General features: G+C 49.4%; 18 protein-coding genes. 17 read left to right on the top strand and 1 reads right to left on the bottom strand.

The genetic code is table 11. The features are described from left to right. The first annotated feature begins 7 nt into the window (after positions 1-7). The 7 genes from rpoC to EDM60_RS27585 all read left to right on the top strand — a co-directional run bounded on the left by rpoC (position 8) and on the right by EDM60_RS27585 (position 9,670). Positions 8-3,634, top strand: a complete 3,627-nt coding sequence (gene rpoC, locus EDM60_RS27615) for a DNA-directed RNA polymerase subunit beta' (RefSeq protein WP_063231116.1) — start codon at positions 8-10, stop codon at positions 3,632-3,634. 138 nt (positions 3,635-3,772) lie between these two features. Next, entirely contained in the window at positions 3,773-4,027 is a 255-nt protein-coding gene (locus EDM60_RS27610) for a 50S ribosomal protein L7ae-like protein (protein WP_122966806.1), read from the top strand. Positions 4,028-4,147: 120 nt separating this feature from the next. Next, the gene (gene rpsL, locus EDM60_RS27605) at positions 4,148-4,591 is read left to right on the top strand and encodes a 30S ribosomal protein S12 (RefSeq protein WP_005828873.1); all 444 of its coding nucleotides are present in this window, start codon (positions 4,148-4,150) and stop codon (positions 4,589-4,591) included. A gap of 54 nt (positions 4,592-4,645) precedes the next feature. Continuing rightward, entirely contained in the window at positions 4,646-5,116 is a 471-nt protein-coding gene (rpsG, locus tag EDM60_RS27600; RefSeq protein ID WP_063231114.1) for a 30S ribosomal protein S7, read from the top strand. A gap of 71 nt (positions 5,117-5,187) precedes the next feature. Further along, positions 5,188-7,266 (top strand): elongation factor G, encoded by a 2,079-nt coding sequence (fusA, locus tag EDM60_RS27595; RefSeq protein ID WP_122966805.1) that lies wholly within the window; start codon positions 5,188-5,190, stop codon positions 7,264-7,266. A 119-nt stretch (positions 7,267-7,385) separates the two neighbouring features. After that, positions 7,386-8,576 (top strand): elongation factor Tu, encoded by a 1,191-nt coding sequence (gene tuf, locus EDM60_RS27590; protein WP_122966804.1) that lies wholly within the window; start codon positions 7,386-7,388, stop codon positions 8,574-8,576. A 161-nt stretch (positions 8,577-8,737) separates the two neighbouring features. Beyond that, positions 8,738-9,670, top strand: coding sequence for a DMT family transporter (locus EDM60_RS27585; protein ID WP_122966803.1), 933 nt, complete (start codon positions 8,738-8,740; stop codon positions 9,668-9,670). An 8-nt stretch (positions 9,671-9,678) separates the two neighbouring features. Here the strand turns inward: EDM60_RS27585 and EDM60_RS27580 are convergent, their stop codons facing one another. Next, positions 9,679-10,077, bottom strand: a complete 399-nt coding sequence (locus EDM60_RS27580; RefSeq protein ID WP_122966802.1) for a globin domain-containing protein — start codon at positions 10,075-10,077, stop codon at positions 9,679-9,681. Between the two features lie 352 nt (positions 10,078-10,429). Here EDM60_RS27580 and rpsJ point away from each other — a divergent pair, with 352 nt between their 5' ends. From rpsJ to rpmC, 10 genes are all read left to right on the top strand, one after another. Then, positions 10,430-10,738: a 30S ribosomal protein S10 gene (gene rpsJ, locus EDM60_RS27570; protein WP_005828858.1), complete on the top strand. Its 309-nt coding sequence runs from the start codon at positions 10,430-10,432 to the stop codon at positions 10,736-10,738. Between the two features lie 150 nt (positions 10,739-10,888). Then, on the top strand, positions 10,889-11,518 hold the full coding sequence (rplC, locus tag EDM60_RS27565) for a 50S ribosomal protein L3 (RefSeq protein WP_122966800.1): 630 nt from the start codon (positions 10,889-10,891) through the stop codon (positions 11,516-11,518). 17 nt (positions 11,519-11,535) lie between these two features. Further along, a complete protein-coding gene (rplD, locus tag EDM60_RS27560) occupies positions 11,536-12,159 on the top strand; it encodes a 50S ribosomal protein L4 (protein ID WP_063231108.1) in 624 nt (207 codons plus the stop codon). Next, entirely contained in the window at positions 12,159-12,449 is a 291-nt protein-coding gene (gene rplW, locus EDM60_RS27555) for a 50S ribosomal protein L23 (RefSeq protein ID WP_007716243.1), read from the top strand. The genes rplD and rplW overlap by 1 nt, the downstream gene beginning before the upstream one ends. 32 nt (positions 12,450-12,481) lie before the next feature. Further along, positions 12,482-13,312, top strand: a complete 831-nt coding sequence (rplB, locus tag EDM60_RS27550; RefSeq protein ID WP_063231107.1) for a 50S ribosomal protein L2 — start codon at positions 12,482-12,484, stop codon at positions 13,310-13,312. 48 nt (positions 13,313-13,360) lie between these two features. Beyond that, a complete protein-coding gene (rpsS, locus tag EDM60_RS27545) occupies positions 13,361-13,642 on the top strand; it encodes a 30S ribosomal protein S19 (RefSeq protein WP_005828846.1) in 282 nt (93 codons plus the stop codon). Between the two features lie 29 nt (positions 13,643-13,671). After that, the gene (gene rplV / locus EDM60_RS27540) at positions 13,672-14,004 is read left to right on the top strand and encodes a 50S ribosomal protein L22 (protein ID WP_063231106.1); all 333 of its coding nucleotides are present in this window, start codon (positions 13,672-13,674) and stop codon (positions 14,002-14,004) included. A 13-nt stretch (positions 14,005-14,017) separates the two neighbouring features. After that, on the top strand, positions 14,018-14,680 hold the full coding sequence (gene rpsC, locus EDM60_RS27535; protein ID WP_063231105.1) for a 30S ribosomal protein S3: 663 nt from the start codon (positions 14,018-14,020) through the stop codon (positions 14,678-14,680). Between the two features lie 2 nt (positions 14,681-14,682). Continuing rightward, a complete protein-coding gene (gene rplP, locus EDM60_RS27530; RefSeq protein ID WP_063231104.1) occupies positions 14,683-15,117 on the top strand; it encodes a 50S ribosomal protein L16 in 435 nt (144 codons plus the stop codon). Beyond that, a complete protein-coding gene (gene rpmC / locus EDM60_RS27525; protein WP_005828838.1) occupies positions 15,107-15,304 on the top strand; it encodes a 50S ribosomal protein L29 in 198 nt (65 codons plus the stop codon). Before rplP ends, rpmC begins: the two co-directional genes overlap by 11 nt. The last annotated feature ends 7 nt before the right edge of the window (positions 15,305-15,311 follow it).

Raw genomic sequence — 15,311 nt, 5'->3', positions numbered from 1 at the left:
ACGCCCTGTGATAGACGTGAACAACTTCGAATATATGAAGATCGGCTTGGCTTCCCCCGATAAGATCCGTTCGTGGTCTTTCGGGGAAGTGAAAAAGCCAGAGACGATCAACTACCGCACACTGAAACCGGAAAAAGACGGCTTGTTCTGCGAACGCATCTTTGGACCGACCAAAGACTGGGAGTGCCATTGCGGTAAGTACAAGCGTGTACGTTATAAAGGTGTAGTGTGCGACCGTTGCGGCGTGGAAGTGACCCGCGCCAAAGTACGGCGTGAGCGCATGGGGCATATTGAACTGGCTGCCCCAGTTTCTCACATCTGGTATTTCAAAGGGATTCCAAGCCGCATGGGCTTGGTGCTCGACATGTCCCCGCGTTCCCTGGAAGAAGTTATTTACTTCGCTTCTTATGTAGTAACTGATCCAGGTGATACACCACTCGATAAAAAGCAGCTGCTCTCGGAAAAAGAGTACCGCAACTATCGTGAGAAGTACGGCCACTCTTTCCAAGCGATGATGGGAGCTGAGGCGATCAAACGCCTGCTCGCGGAAATCGATCTGGACAAAGATGTGGAAACGTTGAAAGAAGACCTGAAAACAGCACAAGGCCAACGTCGCAACCGTGCGATCAAACGTCTGGAAGTGCTTGAGGCATTCCGCAACTCCGGAAACCACCCGGATTGGATGGTTCTGGACGTACTGCCGGTAATCCCGCCAGAGCTTCGCCCAATGGTTCAACTCGATGGTGGACGTTTTGCCACTTCCGACTTGAATGACCTGTACCGTCGCGTAATCAACCGGAATAACCGTCTGAAGCGCCTGCTTGAACTGGGTGCTCCTGACATTATCGTACAAAACGAAAAACGGATGCTGCAGGAAGCAGTAGACGCACTTATCGACAACGGTCGTCGCGGCCGTCCGGTAACTGGACCAGGTAACCGTCCGCTGAAATCTCTCAGCCACATGCTGAAAGGTAAACAAGGACGTTTCCGCCAAAACTTGCTCGGTAAGCGCGTTGACTACTCCGGTCGTTCCGTTATCGTTGTAGGACCTAATCTGAAGATGTACCAGTGCGGTTTGCCAAAAGAAATGGCATTGGAACTCTTCAAACCGTTCGTGATGAAAGAGCTCGTTTCCAAAGGACTCGCTCATAACATCAAGAGCGCCAAACGCAAGGTAGAGCGCGTTCAGCCTGAAGTATGGGACGTTCTCGAAGACGTGATTCGCGAGCATCCGGTGCTTCTGAACCGTGCCCCCACCTTGCACCGTCTGGGTATCCAGGCTTTCGAACCAGTATTGGTTGAAGGCCGTGCGATCCGTTTGCACCCGCTCGTTTGTACAGCGTACAACGCCGACTTCGACGGTGACCAAATGGCGGTTCACGTTCCGTTGTCCGCAGAGGCGCAGGCAGAAGCCCGTATCCTCATGCTGGCAGCGCAAAACATCTTGAACCCGAAAGACGGTAAACCAGTAGTAACGCCATCCCAGGACATGGTGCTTGGTTCTTACTATCTGACACTGGAACGTGAAGGCGACAAAGGCGAGGGTACGATCTATCGCGATCCTCATGATGCGATCGCTGCTTACCAGCAAGGCTTCATCAGCTTGCATACGCGCATCGTTTTGCCAGCGAGACGCCTGAACAAAACCAGCTTTACTGAACGCCAACAGAACGCGCTCATCGTAACGACAGTAGGGAAAGTGATCTTCAACGAGATCTTCCCTCCAGATTTGCCGTTCATCAACGTTCCGACCAAATCGAACCTGCAAAACATGGTTCCTGACGAATACTTTATTTTTGACAAAGGTACCAACGTAACCGAGTTTGTGCGCAACCTGCCAGATCCGGGTGCAGTGAAAAAAGGCTTCCTGGGAACGATCATTTCCGAGTGCTTCCGTCGCTTCGGCACGATGAAAACTTCCATGATTCTCGACAGAATCAAAGAGCTTGGCTTCACGTACTCCACTAAAGCGGGTATCACAATCGCGGTAGCGGACATTGCCGTACCTGGCAAGAAGAAAGACATTCTCGATGAAGCGGATCAAAAGGTTGCAACTGTCATGACGCAGTTCCGCCGTGGTCTGATTACTGAGGATGAGCGTTATGACCGCGTTATCTCCATCTGGTCCAAAGCCAAGGATGAGGTAACCGAGGTACTCATGAAGTCCATGGATAAGTTCAATGCGATCTTCATGATGGCGAACTCCGGTGCCCGCGGTAACGTATCCCAGATCACTCAGCTCGCTGGTATGCGCGGTCTGATGGCGAACCCATCCGGTCGAATCATCGAGTTGCCGATCAAATCCAACTTCCGTGAAGGTCTGACTGTATTGGAGTACTTTATCTCCACGCACGGTGCGCGGAAAGGTCTCGCCGATACGGCGCTGCGTACTGCGGACTCGGGTTACTTGACCCGTCGTCTCGTAGACGTTGCCCAAGACGTGATCGTCCGCGAAAAAGATTGCGGTACAGATAAAGGTATTCGTGTTACAGCGATCAAGGATGGCCGTGAAGAAATCGAGAAGCTGTCTGACCGTCTGGTTGGACGTACATGCTTCGAGACTCTCCGCCACCCGGAAACAAAAGAAGTCATCATCGGCCGCAACGAGGAAATTTCCGAAGAGGTTGCCGAGTATATCGAAAAAGTGGGCATCACAAGTGTCTACATCCGTAACGTACTTGCTTGCCGCACCAGCCATGGTGTCTGCAAACTTTGCTACGGACGCAACCTGGCAACAGGAGCCGAAGTGGAAGTTGGGGAAGCGGTTGGTATTATTGCCGCTCAGTCCATTGGTGAGCCGGGTACCCAGCTGACCATGCGTACCTTCCATACCGGTGGGGTTGCGGGAGACGATATTACCCAAGGTTTGCCGCGTATTCAAGAGTTGTTCGAAGCGCGCAATCCGAAAGGTCAAGCCGTTATTTCTGAAATCGACGGGGAAGTTGTCGACATTCGTGAAGGTAAAGACCGTCGTGAAATCGAAGTTCGCGGTGAAGCGGAAAACAAAGTGTACGCTGCTCCATACGGCTCGCGCATCAAAGTATCTGTTGGTGTCAAGCTGAGCGCTGGTGACGAGCTCACGGAAGGTTCCGTCGACCCGAAAGAAATGCTCAAAGTTCGCGGCATGCGCGGCGTTTCCAACTACATTTTGCAAGAGGTACAAAAAGTTTACCGCATGCAGGGTGTAGAAATTAACGACAAGCACGTTGAGGTTATGATCCGTCAGATGCTCCGCAAGCTGCGCGTCATCGACAGCGGAGATACAGACCTCTTGCCAGGCTCCTATGTGGAAGTTCCTGAGTTTGAGCAGGCGAACGCAAAAGTTCTCATCGAAGGCAAAAATCCAGCAGTGGGTCGTCCGGTTCTTTTGGGGATTACAAAAGCATCCCTGGAAACCGACTCCTTCCTGTCGGCGGCTTCCTTCCAGGAGACAACGCGCGTTCTCACAGACGCAGCGATCAAAGGAAAAGTGGATCGCCTGCTCGGTCTGAAAGAAAACGTGATTATCGGGAAACTTGTTCCGGCAGGTACCGGTATGTCTCGCTATCGCAATGTAAAAGTAGCAAGTCAGGTTGATTACGAAGCAGAACTCGAAGCTCTCAAAGCTGAGCAAGAAGCGGTTTCTGTAGAGTAATTGTGGGGGTGGCGTCCGCCAGATTTTGGCGGGCGCCTTCCTGAATAAAAAATATGAGTTGGGCGTTGACAACAGCGAACCCAGCTGATATTATATTCAAGTGTGCCTGATATCTGTACTTTGGAGGATATGAGAATCATGTCTTATGAAAAAGTAGAGCGGGCCAAGGAGTTGACGATCGGTGTTAAGCAAACGATGAAAGCTGTAGAAAACCAGCAGGTTGAAGCAGTGTACATCGCGGTTGATGCTGATAGACGTTTGACCCAAAAAGTCGAGCTCCTTTGCAAAGAGAAGGGTGTTCCAGTCATTCATGTAGATTCCATGCGCCGTCTAGGCAAAGCGTGCGGAATTGAAGTGGGAGCGGCTACCGCTGCGATTAAGAAAAGTGGTTAACGATGTTTTTGTCTGTTGCGCGATGCGTAAAAGATGGACAAGAACTTTCTATTTGGCCTAAAAATGACTCACCTGGATCTGTGGTCTTGAAGATTGGGTATTAAGAAGGGAGGTAACATCATGCCTACAATTAACCAATTGGTGCGTAAAGGTCGCGAGGACAAGGTTGTGAAGTCTAAGTCCCCAGCTTTGCAAAAAGGGTACAACAGCTTCAAGAAAAGCCAAACCAACCAAAGCTCTCCTCAAAAACGTGGTGTTTGCACTCGTGTAGGTACCATGACTCCGAAAAAACCGAACTCCGCGTTGCGTAAATACGCTCGTGTGCGTTTGACAAACGGAATCGAGGTAACAGCTTACATCGGTGGTATTGGCCACAACCTGCAAGAGCATAGCGTCGTGCTGGTGCGCGGCGGTCGTGTAAAAGACTTGCCAGGGGTACGCTACCATATCGTTCGTGGTGCACTTGACACTGCTGGCGTAAACAACCGTAAACAAGGTCGTTCCAAATACGGTACAAAACGTCCAAAACCAGGTCAAGCAGCTGCAGCAGCGAAAAAGAAATAAGAAAAGCGCCTTTGAAGTGGCGTGAATTTATACCGAAAAGAAGGAGGGAATACGATGCCTCGTAAAGGTCCTGTAACCCGTCGTGACGTGTTGCCAGATCCTATTTACAACAGCAAGCTGGTTACTCGCTTGATTAACCGTCTGATGTTGGATGGCAAACGCGGTGTAGCGCAAAATATTCTCTACAACGCATTCACCATCATTCAGGAGCGCACAAGCCGCAACCCGATGGAAGTGTTTGAAGAAGCACTGAAAAACGTAATGCCTGTACTGGAAGTTAAAGCTCGCCGTGTAGGTGGTGCTAACTACCAAGTACCGATCGAAGTAAAACCGGAGCGCCGTACCACTCTTGGTCTGCGTTGGTTGGTTAACTACTCCCGTAACCGTGGAGAGAAAACCATGGAACAACGCCTGGCTAACGAGATCATGGACGCTGCTAACAACACCGGTGCAGCAGTTAAAAAGCGTGAAGACACGCACAAGATGGCTGAAGCGAACAAAGCGTTTGCTCACTATCGCTGGTAGGAAATTGAATCGGGTGTCCGTCTTGGATACCCGTTTATTCAAAAACTCGAGTATGGAAGGAGCATACCTGAATGGCTCGCGAGTTCTCTTTGCCGAATACGCGTAATATCGGTATCATGGCTCACATCGATGCTGGTAAAACGACAACGACTGAGCGTATTCTGTTCTACACCGGTCGCGTTCACAAAATTGGTGAGGTGCACGAAGGTGCAGCAACCATGGACTGGATGGAACAAGAGCAAGAGCGCGGTATCACCATCACTTCGGCTGCTACTACTGCTCAATGGGATGGCCATCGTATCAACATTATCGACACGCCAGGCCACGTAGACTTCACTGTAGAAGTTGAGCGCTCCCTGCGCGTTCTTGACGGTGCTGTAACCGTTTTTGACGCAAAAGGTGGCGTTGAGCCGCAAACCGAAACCGTATGGCGCCAAGCTGACCGCTACGGCGTACCGCGTATGTGCTACATCAACAAAATGGATATCTTGGGTGCTAACTTCGATATGTGCTTGGGACAGATCAAATCTCGTCTGGGTGCAAATCCTGTAGCAGTTCAATATCCAATCGGTGCTGAAGACCAATTCAAAGGTATGGTTGACCTGATCGAAATGAAGGCAATCATCTATACCGATGACCTGGGCAAAACTTCTGACGCTACCGAAATCCCAGCTGACCTGAAAGACAAATGCGAAGAGCTGCGTCTTGCACTGGTTGAAGCAGCTGCGGAACAAGACGAAGAGCTCATGATGAAGTACTTGGAAGGCGAAGAGCTGACCAACGACGAAATCCGCGCAGCTCTGCGTAAAGGTACAGTTGAGTGCAAACTGACTCCTGTAATGTGCGGATCTTCTTACCGTAACAAAGGTGTTCAGCCTATGCTGGACAACGTTGTTCGTTATCTGCCATCTCCAGTAGACATTCCTGCAATCAAAGGTACTTTGCCTGACACTGAAGATGAAGTTGAACGTCCAGCTGACGACAACGGTCCGTTCTCTGCTCTTGCTTTCAAGATCATGACTGACCCGTATGTTGGCCGTCTGACTTTCTTCCGCGTTTACTCCGGCGTACTGAACTCCGGTTCTTACGTTCTGAACTCCACAAAAGGTAAACGTGAGCGTGTAGGTCGTATCCTGCAAATGCACGCAAACCACCGCGAAGAGATTCAAATCGTTTACTCTGGTGACATTGCTGCAGCTGTAGGTTTGAAAGATACAACAACTGGTGATACTCTGTGTGATGAAAAGGCTCCAGTAATCCTTGAGTCTATGGAGTTCCCAGAGCCAGTTATCTCTGTTGCGATCGAACCAAAATCCAAAGCAGACCAAGACAAGATGGGTATCGGCCTGTCCAAACTGGCTGAAGAGGATCCAACGTTCAGAACCCGCACAGACGAAGAGACTGGTCAAACGATCATCTCCGGTATGGGTGAGCTTCACCTGGAGATCATTGTTGACCGTCTGAAACGCGAATTTAAAGTCGAGTCGAACGTAGGTGCACCACAAGTAGCTTACCGTGAAACATTCCGGAAGGAAGCGAAAGTGGAAGGTAAATTCGTTCGCCAGTCCGGTGGTCGTGGTCAATACGGTCACGTTTGGGTGGAGTTCGCTCCTCTCGAACCAGGTCAAGGCTTCCAATTCGAAAACAAAATCGTCGGTGGTGTGGTACCGCGCGAATACATCCCTGCTGTACAAGCGGGTATCGAAGAAGCGATGAAAAATGGTGTTATCGCCGGCTTCCCGCTGGTTGATATCAAAGCTACTATCGTAGACGGTAGCTACCATGATGTCGACTCCTCCGAGATGGCATTTAAAGTAGCAGGTTCTCTCGCTCTGAAAGAAGCTGCGAAAAAATGTGGCGCTGTATTGCTCGAGCCAATCATGAAAGTAGAAGTTACAATGCCTGAAGAGTACATGGGCGACGTAATGGGTGACCTGAACTCCCGCCGCGGTCGTATCGAAGGTATGGAAGCTCGTGCAAATGCACAAGTAATCCGTGCAATGGTACCACTGTCCGAGATGTTCGGATACTCCACAGTTCTTCGTTCCCGTACCCAAGGCCGTGGCGTTTACTCCATGGTGATCGACCACTACGAAGAAGTACCTAAATTTATCGCTGAAGAAATCGTTAAGAAATCTAAAGGCGAATAATTTACGGTTCCGCTTTATCTTGAATCAGGAAAGGTTTACAATATTTAAGGTACAACCCTTGGTAGGGTAAACCTTTCTTACCTATAAAACCCTTATCATTTAAGGAGGCTTTAGCTCTCATGGCAAAAGAAAAATTTGAGCGTAATAAACCACACGTTAACATCGGTACTATTGGTCACGTTGACCACGGTAAAACTACCCTGACTGCTGCCATCACTACTGTATTGGCAACACAAGGTAAAGCAAAAGCAATGAACTATGCTGCGATTGACGCTGCTCCAGAAGAAAAAGAGCGCGGTATCACAATCAACACAGCACACGTTGAGTACGAAACTGACAACCGTCACTATGCACACGTTGACTGCCCTGGTCACGCGGACTATGTGAAAAACATGATTACTGGTGCTGCTCAAATGGACGGAGCTATCCTGGTTGTATCCGCAGCTGATGGCCCAATGCCACAAACTCGCGAGCACATCCTGCTCTCCAAACAAGTAGGCGTACCTTACATCGTAGTATTCATGAACAAATGCGACATGGTAGACGATGAAGAGTTGCTCGAACTGGTTGAAATGGAAATCCGTGACCTGCTGTCTCAATACGAGTTCCCAGGTGACGACACTCCAGTAATCAAAGGTTCTGCTAAAGAAGCTTTGGACAACCCAACTGGTGACTGGGCTAAGAAAATCGTTGAACTGATGGACGCTGTTGACAGCTACATCCCAACTCCTGAGCGCGCAACTGACAAGCCTTTCCTGATGCCAGTTGAGGACGTGTTCACAATCACTGGCCGTGGTACAGTTGCTACTGGTCGTGTAGAGCGCGGTATCGTTAAAGTTGGTGACCCAGTTGAGATCATCGGTCTGGCTGAAGAAACAAAAACTTCCACTGTAACTGGTGTTGAGATGTTCCGCAAATTGCTGGATCAAGCTCAAGCTGGTGACAACATCGGTGCTCTCTTGCGCGGTGTAGACCGTAAAGACATCGAGCGTGGACAATGCTTGGCGAAACCAGGTTCCGTTAAGCCTTACACTAAGTTCAAAGCAGAAGTTTACGTTCTGTCCAAAGAAGAGGGCGGACGTCACACTCCTTTCTTTGCTAACTACCGTCCACAATTCTACTTCCGTACAACTGACGTTACAGGTATCATCCAACTGCCAGAAGGCGTTGAAATGATCATGCCTGGCGACAACACTGAGTTCACCGTTGAACTGATCGCTCCAGTAGCGATGGAACAAGGTACTCGCTTCGCGATCCGCGAAGGTGGCCGTACAGTAGGCGCTGGCGTTGTAGCTTCTATCGACGCGTAGGATTTACTGATACGTACAAAAACCCGACAGCATATGTTGTCGGGTTTTTCTTTTTGCCTGTTTACTCTCATCGATTTTCTGCATGGCTCCCATCAAAATGATTCAATAAGCCAATAGATGACCGTGTGCTACAATACGATCAGCGGATGGGGGATAGAGAAATGAAAAACAATGAAAAGCTGTTATTTTTCATGCTGGCTGGCGTAGTCATACTTTGGGGCTTGAACGTGGTAATGGTAAAGTATCTCACGTCGTTTCCGCCGCTGTATGTAGCAGCTATTCGCATGACGGTCGCAGGAATTTGCTTGGCGCCAATCATTTATAAATACAGAACGAGCTTGCGGTTGAAAAAAACAGATTGGCTGTTGATTGCCGGAGTAGGGGCCAGCTCTATTGCGTTGCACCAGATCACATTGGCAGCAGGCGTGCAGACGACTACAGCAGGCAATGCGTCGCTGATCCTCGGATTGAACCCACTGGCAACAGCTCTGCTGGCTATGCTTTTCCTCGGAGAACACATGTCGTGGCAAAAAGGACTCGGCATTGGCGTAGGGTTTGCGGGAGTGTTGATTGTCGTCATTTCGCAACATGGCGGAATCCATATGAACGGCTGGGGAGATGCGATCATGTTTTTCTCCATGCTGATGTACGTCACTGGCGGCTTATTGATTCGCAAGCTTGTCGTCCGGGGAGTCCCTGTGCTGCTGATCACAGCCTTGTCGCAAATGTTCGGAATCGCGTTTTTGTGGGCGACAGCTCTCACGCTGCAACCGGCATCCTACTACTTGTCGCTTGAAGTGTCTGCGTTCCAATGGCTGGTGATCTTCATTTCCGGGGCGCTTTCTACAGCTTTGGGTTCGGTAGGCTGGAACTATGGCATTCGCCAGCTGGGAGCAAGCCGAACTGCCTTGTTCTTGAACGGAATGCCAATGGCGAGCCTGTTCTTTGCAGCGCTGTTCCTGGGGGAACAATTAAAGCTGGTCCACATGCTCGCGCTGTTAATGATTGTGGCCGGGGTGTACCTCGGATCAAGAAATCTCGTCAAGACGAAGCCCAGCTCAGCAAAAACGATGGCTAAAATAACAAAAGCGTAGGGAGATCCCTACGCTTTTTCTTCTTGGTCCCACTTGTTCACCATATGATAAGCGGTCAAACGCAGACGCTCAAAAATTTGCTCGCGTATCTCGCCCTCAAGTCCGGTTTTGTCCATCGCCGTTTTCATGCAAGCCAACCAGGCTTCTGCCTGTACAGGGCCAATGGGGAAACGAATGTGGCGTGCACGCAGCATCGGATGTCCGTGGCGATTTGAATAGAGGGTAGGCCCACCGAGAAACTGGGTAAGAAACATATATTGGCGCTCTTTCACTTCCGTAAAATCTTCGGGGAAGAGCGGAGCAAGGTCAGGGTGCCGGGCAACCAGGTCGTAAAATGTATCAACCAGACGGGACAAAGTATCAGCCCCGCCGATCATCTCATAGGGAGTGCGCATGGTCTCAGACATACAAATAACCTCCTTTGCAATGACGAATCCCTTTAAGTATAACGTGTTCTTTCTATTATAGATAGAACAGTGGCGAGTTGGCAGGGAATCCCGCTTGCCTTTCTGCTCAGAAATCAGTAAGATGTTCAAGGTGAGTCTTTCAGTAGGCTCGCGTGTACAAAAAAATGTGCGGGAAACTAAGAAATCACTTGCGTAGCCCAAATATTTTTAGTACAATATTGAATGTTGGTCATGGACTTGCGATGATGTGGGAGGTTGCTGACACACCCGGCCCCTTTGCCATGACCGGGGTGCAGGATATTTCCACGGAGAAATGTCTGTTTAATAAATGGGCGAAAAAGGAGGGACTAAAATGGCAAAGCAAAAGATTCGTATTCGTTTGAAGGCGTATGATCACAAAATCCTCGATCAATCCGCGGAGAAAATCGTGGACACAGCGAAGCGTTCCGGTGCAAACGTATCCGGTCCAATTCCGCTTCCTACCGAGAAAGCAGTTTATACGATCCTGCGTGCGGTGCATAAGTACAAAGATTCTCGTGAGCAATTCGAGATGCGTACTCACAAGCGTTTGATCGACATCTTGAACCCTACACCACAAACAGTAGATGCTTTGATGCGTCTGGATCTGCCGTCTGGTGTAGATATCGAGATCAAACTGTAAGGTCCCAAAAAGCGATACACGCGCAGACGTTGTCTTGATAAGCGTGTTATACCAAGCAACAAACCCTTAAAATGGCACCCCTGCGCATCGATGGGGACTTGATACAACATAAAAAACGTTTTACTGAAATAAGCACAGGAGGTGGCACAAATGACCAAAGGAATCTTAGGGAAAAAACTTGGAATGACTCAAGTTTTTGGTCCAAACGGAACAGCGATCGCTGTAACGGTTATCGAAGCAGGTTCTAACGTGGTTCTTCAAAAGAAAGACGTGGAGAACGACGGCTACGAAGCGATCCAAATCGGCTTCGAAGACAAAAAAGAACAGCGCGCTAACAAGCCGGAAAAAGGCCATGCAGCAAAAGCTAACACTGCTCCTAAGCGCTTCGTTCGCGAAATTCGCGGAATTAACCTCGCTGATTACGAGGTTGGTCAAGAGTTGAAAGTAGACATTTTTGCCGAGGGAGAAATCGTTGACGTATCCGGCGTAACCAAGGGTAAAGGTTTCCAAGGTGCGATCAAACGTCACAACCAATCCCGCGGTCCTATGGCTCACGGTTCGCGTTACCATCGCGGTCCTGGTTCCATGGGTGCTGTCGCTCCAAACCGCGTTTTCAAAGGTCAAACCCTGCCAGGTCAAATGGGTGGCGACAACGTAACCATTCAAAACCTGGAAGTAGTTAAAGTAGATGCTGCTCGCAACCTGATTCTCGTTAAAGGCTCCGTGCCTGGTCCGAAAAACAGCTGCGTGCTCGTATCGACGGCAGTCAAGAAACACTAAGGAAAGGAGGAACTGACATGCCGAAAGTAGCTCTTTATAACCAAACTGGTTCTCAAGTTGGCGAAATCGAATTAGCAGATAGCGTGTTCGGGATTGAGCCTAACAACGCTGTTCTGTACGATGCGATCGTGATGCAACAAGCATCCCAACGTCAAGGAACACACGATGTAAAGAACCGCTCTGAAGTACGTGGTGGTGGCCGCAAGCCATGGCGCCAAAAAGGTACAGGTCGCGCACGCCAAGGTTCCATTCGCTCTCCGCAATGGAAAGGTGGCGGTGTTGTATTCGGTCCAACTCCGCGCAAATACGGTTACAAACTGAACCGTAAAGTTCGCCGTTTGGCTCTGAAATCCGCACTGTCCGCGAAAGTACAAAACAACGAACTCCTGGTTCTGGAAGCTCTGAACTTCGCAGCTCCTAAAACCAAGGAAATGACAGCTGTTCTGAACAGCTTGAAAGCAGATCGCAAAGTTCTGATCGTGACTTCCGAGTACGATCAAAACGTAGCTCTCTCTTCCCGTAACATCCCAGGTGCCAAATTCGTAGATGCTGCAGGCATTAACGTTCTGGATCTGGTAGCGCATGACAAAGTAATCGTGACGAAAGAAGCGGTTGCGAAAGTAGAGGAGGTGCTCGCATAATGAAGAGCCTTCATGATGTCCTTAAACGCCCTGTCATTACCGAGCGCACCACTGACATGATGGCTGAGAAGAAGTACGTTTTCGAAGTACCTCTCAAAGCTAACAAAACAGAAATCAAGCAAGCTGTTGAAAAAGTATTTGGCGTAAAAGTAGAAGCAGTAAACACTGTTCGTGTTCCTGCGAAACCAAAACGCTACGGAAAATACTCCGGTTACACATCCGAGTGGAAGAAAGCAATCGTTAAGCTGACTGATGACAGCAAAGAATTGGCCTTCTACGAGGGAGTATAACCTCGACGACTACCGAAAAGGAGGGTAATAACATGGGTATCAAAAAGTTTAAACCGACTTCTCCTGGTCGTCGCCAAATGACGGTTTCTACTTTCGAGGAGATCACCACATCGACTCCCGAAAAATCCTTGTTGGCGCCTCTCAGCAAAAAAGCTGGTCGCAACAACCAAGGTAGAATTACCGTTCGTCATCAAGGTGGCGGTCATAAACGTAAATACCGTATTATCGACTTCAAGCGTAACAAAGATGGTATCGTAGGTCGCGTAGCTACTATCGAGTACGATCCAAACCGTTCCGCTAACATCGCGCTGATCAACTATGTTGACGGTGAAAAACGTTACATCCTCGCTCCACACAACCTGAAAGTGGGCGACGAGATCGTATCCGGAGCAGATGCCGACATCAAAATCGGTAACGCGCTGCCACTGGAGAAAATCCCGGTAGGTACTACCATCCACAACATCGAGTTGAAACCTGGTAAAGGTGGACAACTGGTGCGTGCAGCTGGTGCTTCTGCTCAACTGCTCGGTCGTGATGGTGAGTTCGTAATCGTTCGCCTGTCTTCCGGTGAAACTCGCCGCATCCATAACGTATGCCGCGCTACCATCGGTCAAGTAGGTAACCTGGATCACGAACTGCTGAACATCGGTAAAGCAGGACGTTCCCGCTGGTTGGGTATCCGTCCAACTGTACGCGGTAGCGTAATGAACCCTAACGATCACCCGCACGGTGGTGGTGAAGGTCGCGCTCCAATCGGTCGTAAAGCACCTGTTACTCCTTGGGGTAAACCAACCCTGGGTCTCAAGACTCGCAAGAAGAAGAACAAGTCCGACCAATACATCATCCGCCGCCGCAAGAAATAAGGTAGGCTGATATAATACCGAACGCCTTTGGCGAAGGGAGGTTCACTAATGGGACGTAGCTTAAAAAAGGGTCCTTTCGTGGATGACCACTTGATGAAAAAAGTTGACGAGCAAAATGAAAAGAACGAGAAACGCGTGATCAAAACTTGGTCTCGCCGTTCCACCATCTTCCCTGAGTTCGTAGGACACACGTTTGCAGTATACGATGGCCGCAAACATGTACCAGTATACGTATCGGAAGACATGGTTGGTCATAAATTGGGTGAATTCGCACCAACTCGTACCTTCAAGGGTCACGTCGACAACGACAAGAAATCCAAGAAGCGCTAAATTTCTCTTGACAGAGAGGAGGTACAAAGATGGAAGCTAAAGCAGTTGCTCGCAATATTCGCATCGCGTCTCGTAAAGTCCGCCTGGTTGTTGACTTGATCAGAGGCAAGCAAGTAGGTGAAGCGTTGGCGATCCTGAAACACACGCCAAAAGCAGCTTCTCCGGTTGTTGAAAAGCTCCTGAAGTCGGCTATTGCAAACGCTGAGCACAACTACGAAATGGATCCAAACAGCCTCGTAGTGAGCAAAATCTTCGTAGACCAAGGTCCTACGTTGAAGCGTTTCCGTCCGCGCGCTATGGGTCGCGCAAGCCGCATCCATAAACGCACAAGCCACATCACAGTGGTACTAAACGAGAAATAAGGAGGGATTACGTGTGGGTCAAAAGGTAAGCCCGGTAGGACTTCGGATCGGTGTCATTCGTGACTGGGAGTCCAAATGGTACGCTGACAAGGACTTCGCAACTCTGTTGCACGAAGACTTGAAAATCCGCAAGTTTGTAAAAGGGCGTCTGAAAGACGCTGCTGTATCCACTATCGAAATCGAACGCGCAGCTAATCGCGTGAACGTTACGATTCACACCGCTAAGCCTGGTATGGTAATTGGTAAAGGTGGAGCTGAGGTTGAAACTCTGCGCAAATCCTTGACTGATCTGACTGGCAAACGCGTTCATATCAATATCAACGAAGTAAAACGTCCGGATCTGGATGCTACTCTGGTAGCTGAAAATATCGCACGTCAACTGGAAAACCGCATTTCCTTCCGCCGTGCGCAAAAGCAATCGATCACTCGTACGCTGCGCGCTGGTGCAAAAGGTATCAAAACTTTGGTAAGCGGTCGTCTTGGCGGCGCGGACATCGCACGTTCTGAAGGTTACAGCGAAGGTACTGTTCCGCTCCATACGCTGCGTGCTGACATCGACTACGGTACTGCTGAAGCACATACCACTTATGGTCGTATCGGTGTAAAAGTATGGATCTATCGTGGAGAAGTCCTTCCAGCGAGAAAGAACGTCGCTACTGAGGAAGGAGGCAAGTAATCATGTTGACGCCAAAACGCGTGAAACACCGTAAACAACACCGCGGGAAAATGGCTGGTAACGCAAAAGGCGGTACTACTGTTGCGTTCGGTGAATACGGATTGCAAGCAATGGAGCCATCTTGGGTAACTAACCGTCAGATCGAGGCTGCTCGTATCGCGATGACTCGTTACATCAAACGTGGCGGTAAAGTATGGATTAAAATCTTCCCTGACAAGCCAATTACACAAAAACCGCTCGAAGTACGGATGGGTTCCGGTAAAGGTTCTCCTGAGAAATGGGTAGCGGTAGTGAAGCCAGGCAAGATCATGTTTGAACTTGCTGGCGTACCTGAAGAAGTCGCTCGCGAAGCTATGCGCCTTGCTATGCACAAGCTGCCTATCAAGTGCAAATTCGTGAAGCGTGAAGAAGTGGGTGGTGACGCACATGAAGGCTAATGAGTTCCGTAATTTGACCACTGCCGAGATCGAACAAAACGTCGCTTCTTTGAAAGAAGAGTTGTTCAACCTTCGTTTCCAGTTGGCTACGGGTCAACTCGAAACCACATCTCGCATTAAACAAGTGCGTAAGGATATTGCTCGTGCGAAAACCATCCTGCGCCAGAGAGAATTGGGAATCGGCTAATTAAAGG

Origin of the sequence: Brevibacillus parabrevis (assembly GCF_003710905.1) — a bacterium.
Taxonomy (GTDB): Bacteria; Bacillota; Bacilli; order Brevibacillales; family Brevibacillaceae; genus Brevibacillus; species Brevibacillus parabrevis.
Note: the sequence above shows the minus strand (reverse complement) of the source record. Positions and strands in the feature narration are given on the sequence as shown.

Bases quoted from the DNA above. Each gene is read 5' to 3' on its own strand.
- tuf (WP_122966804.1), top strand. From the start codon at position 7,386: ATGGCAAAAGAAAAATTTGAGCGTAATAAACCACACGTTAACATCGGT.
- EDM60_RS27610 (WP_122966806.1), top strand. From the start codon at position 3,773: ATGTCTTATGAAAAAGTAGAGCGGGCCAAGGAGTTGACGATCGGTGTT.
- rpsL (WP_005828873.1), top strand. From the start codon at position 4,148: ATGCCTACAATTAACCAATTGGTGCGTAAAGGTCGCGAGGACAAGGTT.
- rpsG (WP_063231114.1), top strand. From the start codon at position 4,646: ATGCCTCGTAAAGGTCCTGTAACCCGTCGTGACGTGTTGCCAGATCCT.
- rplD (WP_063231108.1), top strand. From the start codon at position 11,536: ATGCCGAAAGTAGCTCTTTATAACCAAACTGGTTCTCAAGTTGGCGAA.
- rplV (WP_063231106.1), top strand. From the start codon at position 13,672: ATGGAAGCTAAAGCAGTTGCTCGCAATATTCGCATCGCGTCTCGTAAA.
- rplC (WP_122966800.1), top strand. From the start codon at position 10,889: ATGACCAAAGGAATCTTAGGGAAAAAACTTGGAATGACTCAAGTTTTT.
- rpmC (WP_005828838.1), top strand. From the start codon at position 15,107: ATGAAGGCTAATGAGTTCCGTAATTTGACCACTGCCGAGATCGAACAA.
- fusA (WP_122966805.1), top strand. From the start codon at position 5,188: ATGGCTCGCGAGTTCTCTTTGCCGAATACGCGTAATATCGGTATCATG.
- rplB (WP_063231107.1), top strand. From the start codon at position 12,482: ATGGGTATCAAAAAGTTTAAACCGACTTCTCCTGGTCGTCGCCAAATG.
- rplP (WP_063231104.1), top strand. From the start codon at position 14,683: ATGTTGACGCCAAAACGCGTGAAACACCGTAAACAACACCGCGGGAAA.
- EDM60_RS27580 (WP_122966802.1), bottom strand. From the start codon at position 10,077: ATGTCTGAGACCATGCGCACTCCCTATGAGATGATCGGCGGGGCTGAT.
- rpsJ (WP_005828858.1), top strand. From the start codon at position 10,430: ATGGCAAAGCAAAAGATTCGTATTCGTTTGAAGGCGTATGATCACAAA.
- EDM60_RS27585 (WP_122966803.1), top strand. From the start codon at position 8,738: ATGAAAAACAATGAAAAGCTGTTATTTTTCATGCTGGCTGGCGTAGTC.
- rplW (WP_007716243.1), top strand. From the start codon at position 12,159: ATGAAGAGCCTTCATGATGTCCTTAAACGCCCTGTCATTACCGAGCGC.
- rpsS (WP_005828846.1), top strand. From the start codon at position 13,361: ATGGGACGTAGCTTAAAAAAGGGTCCTTTCGTGGATGACCACTTGATG.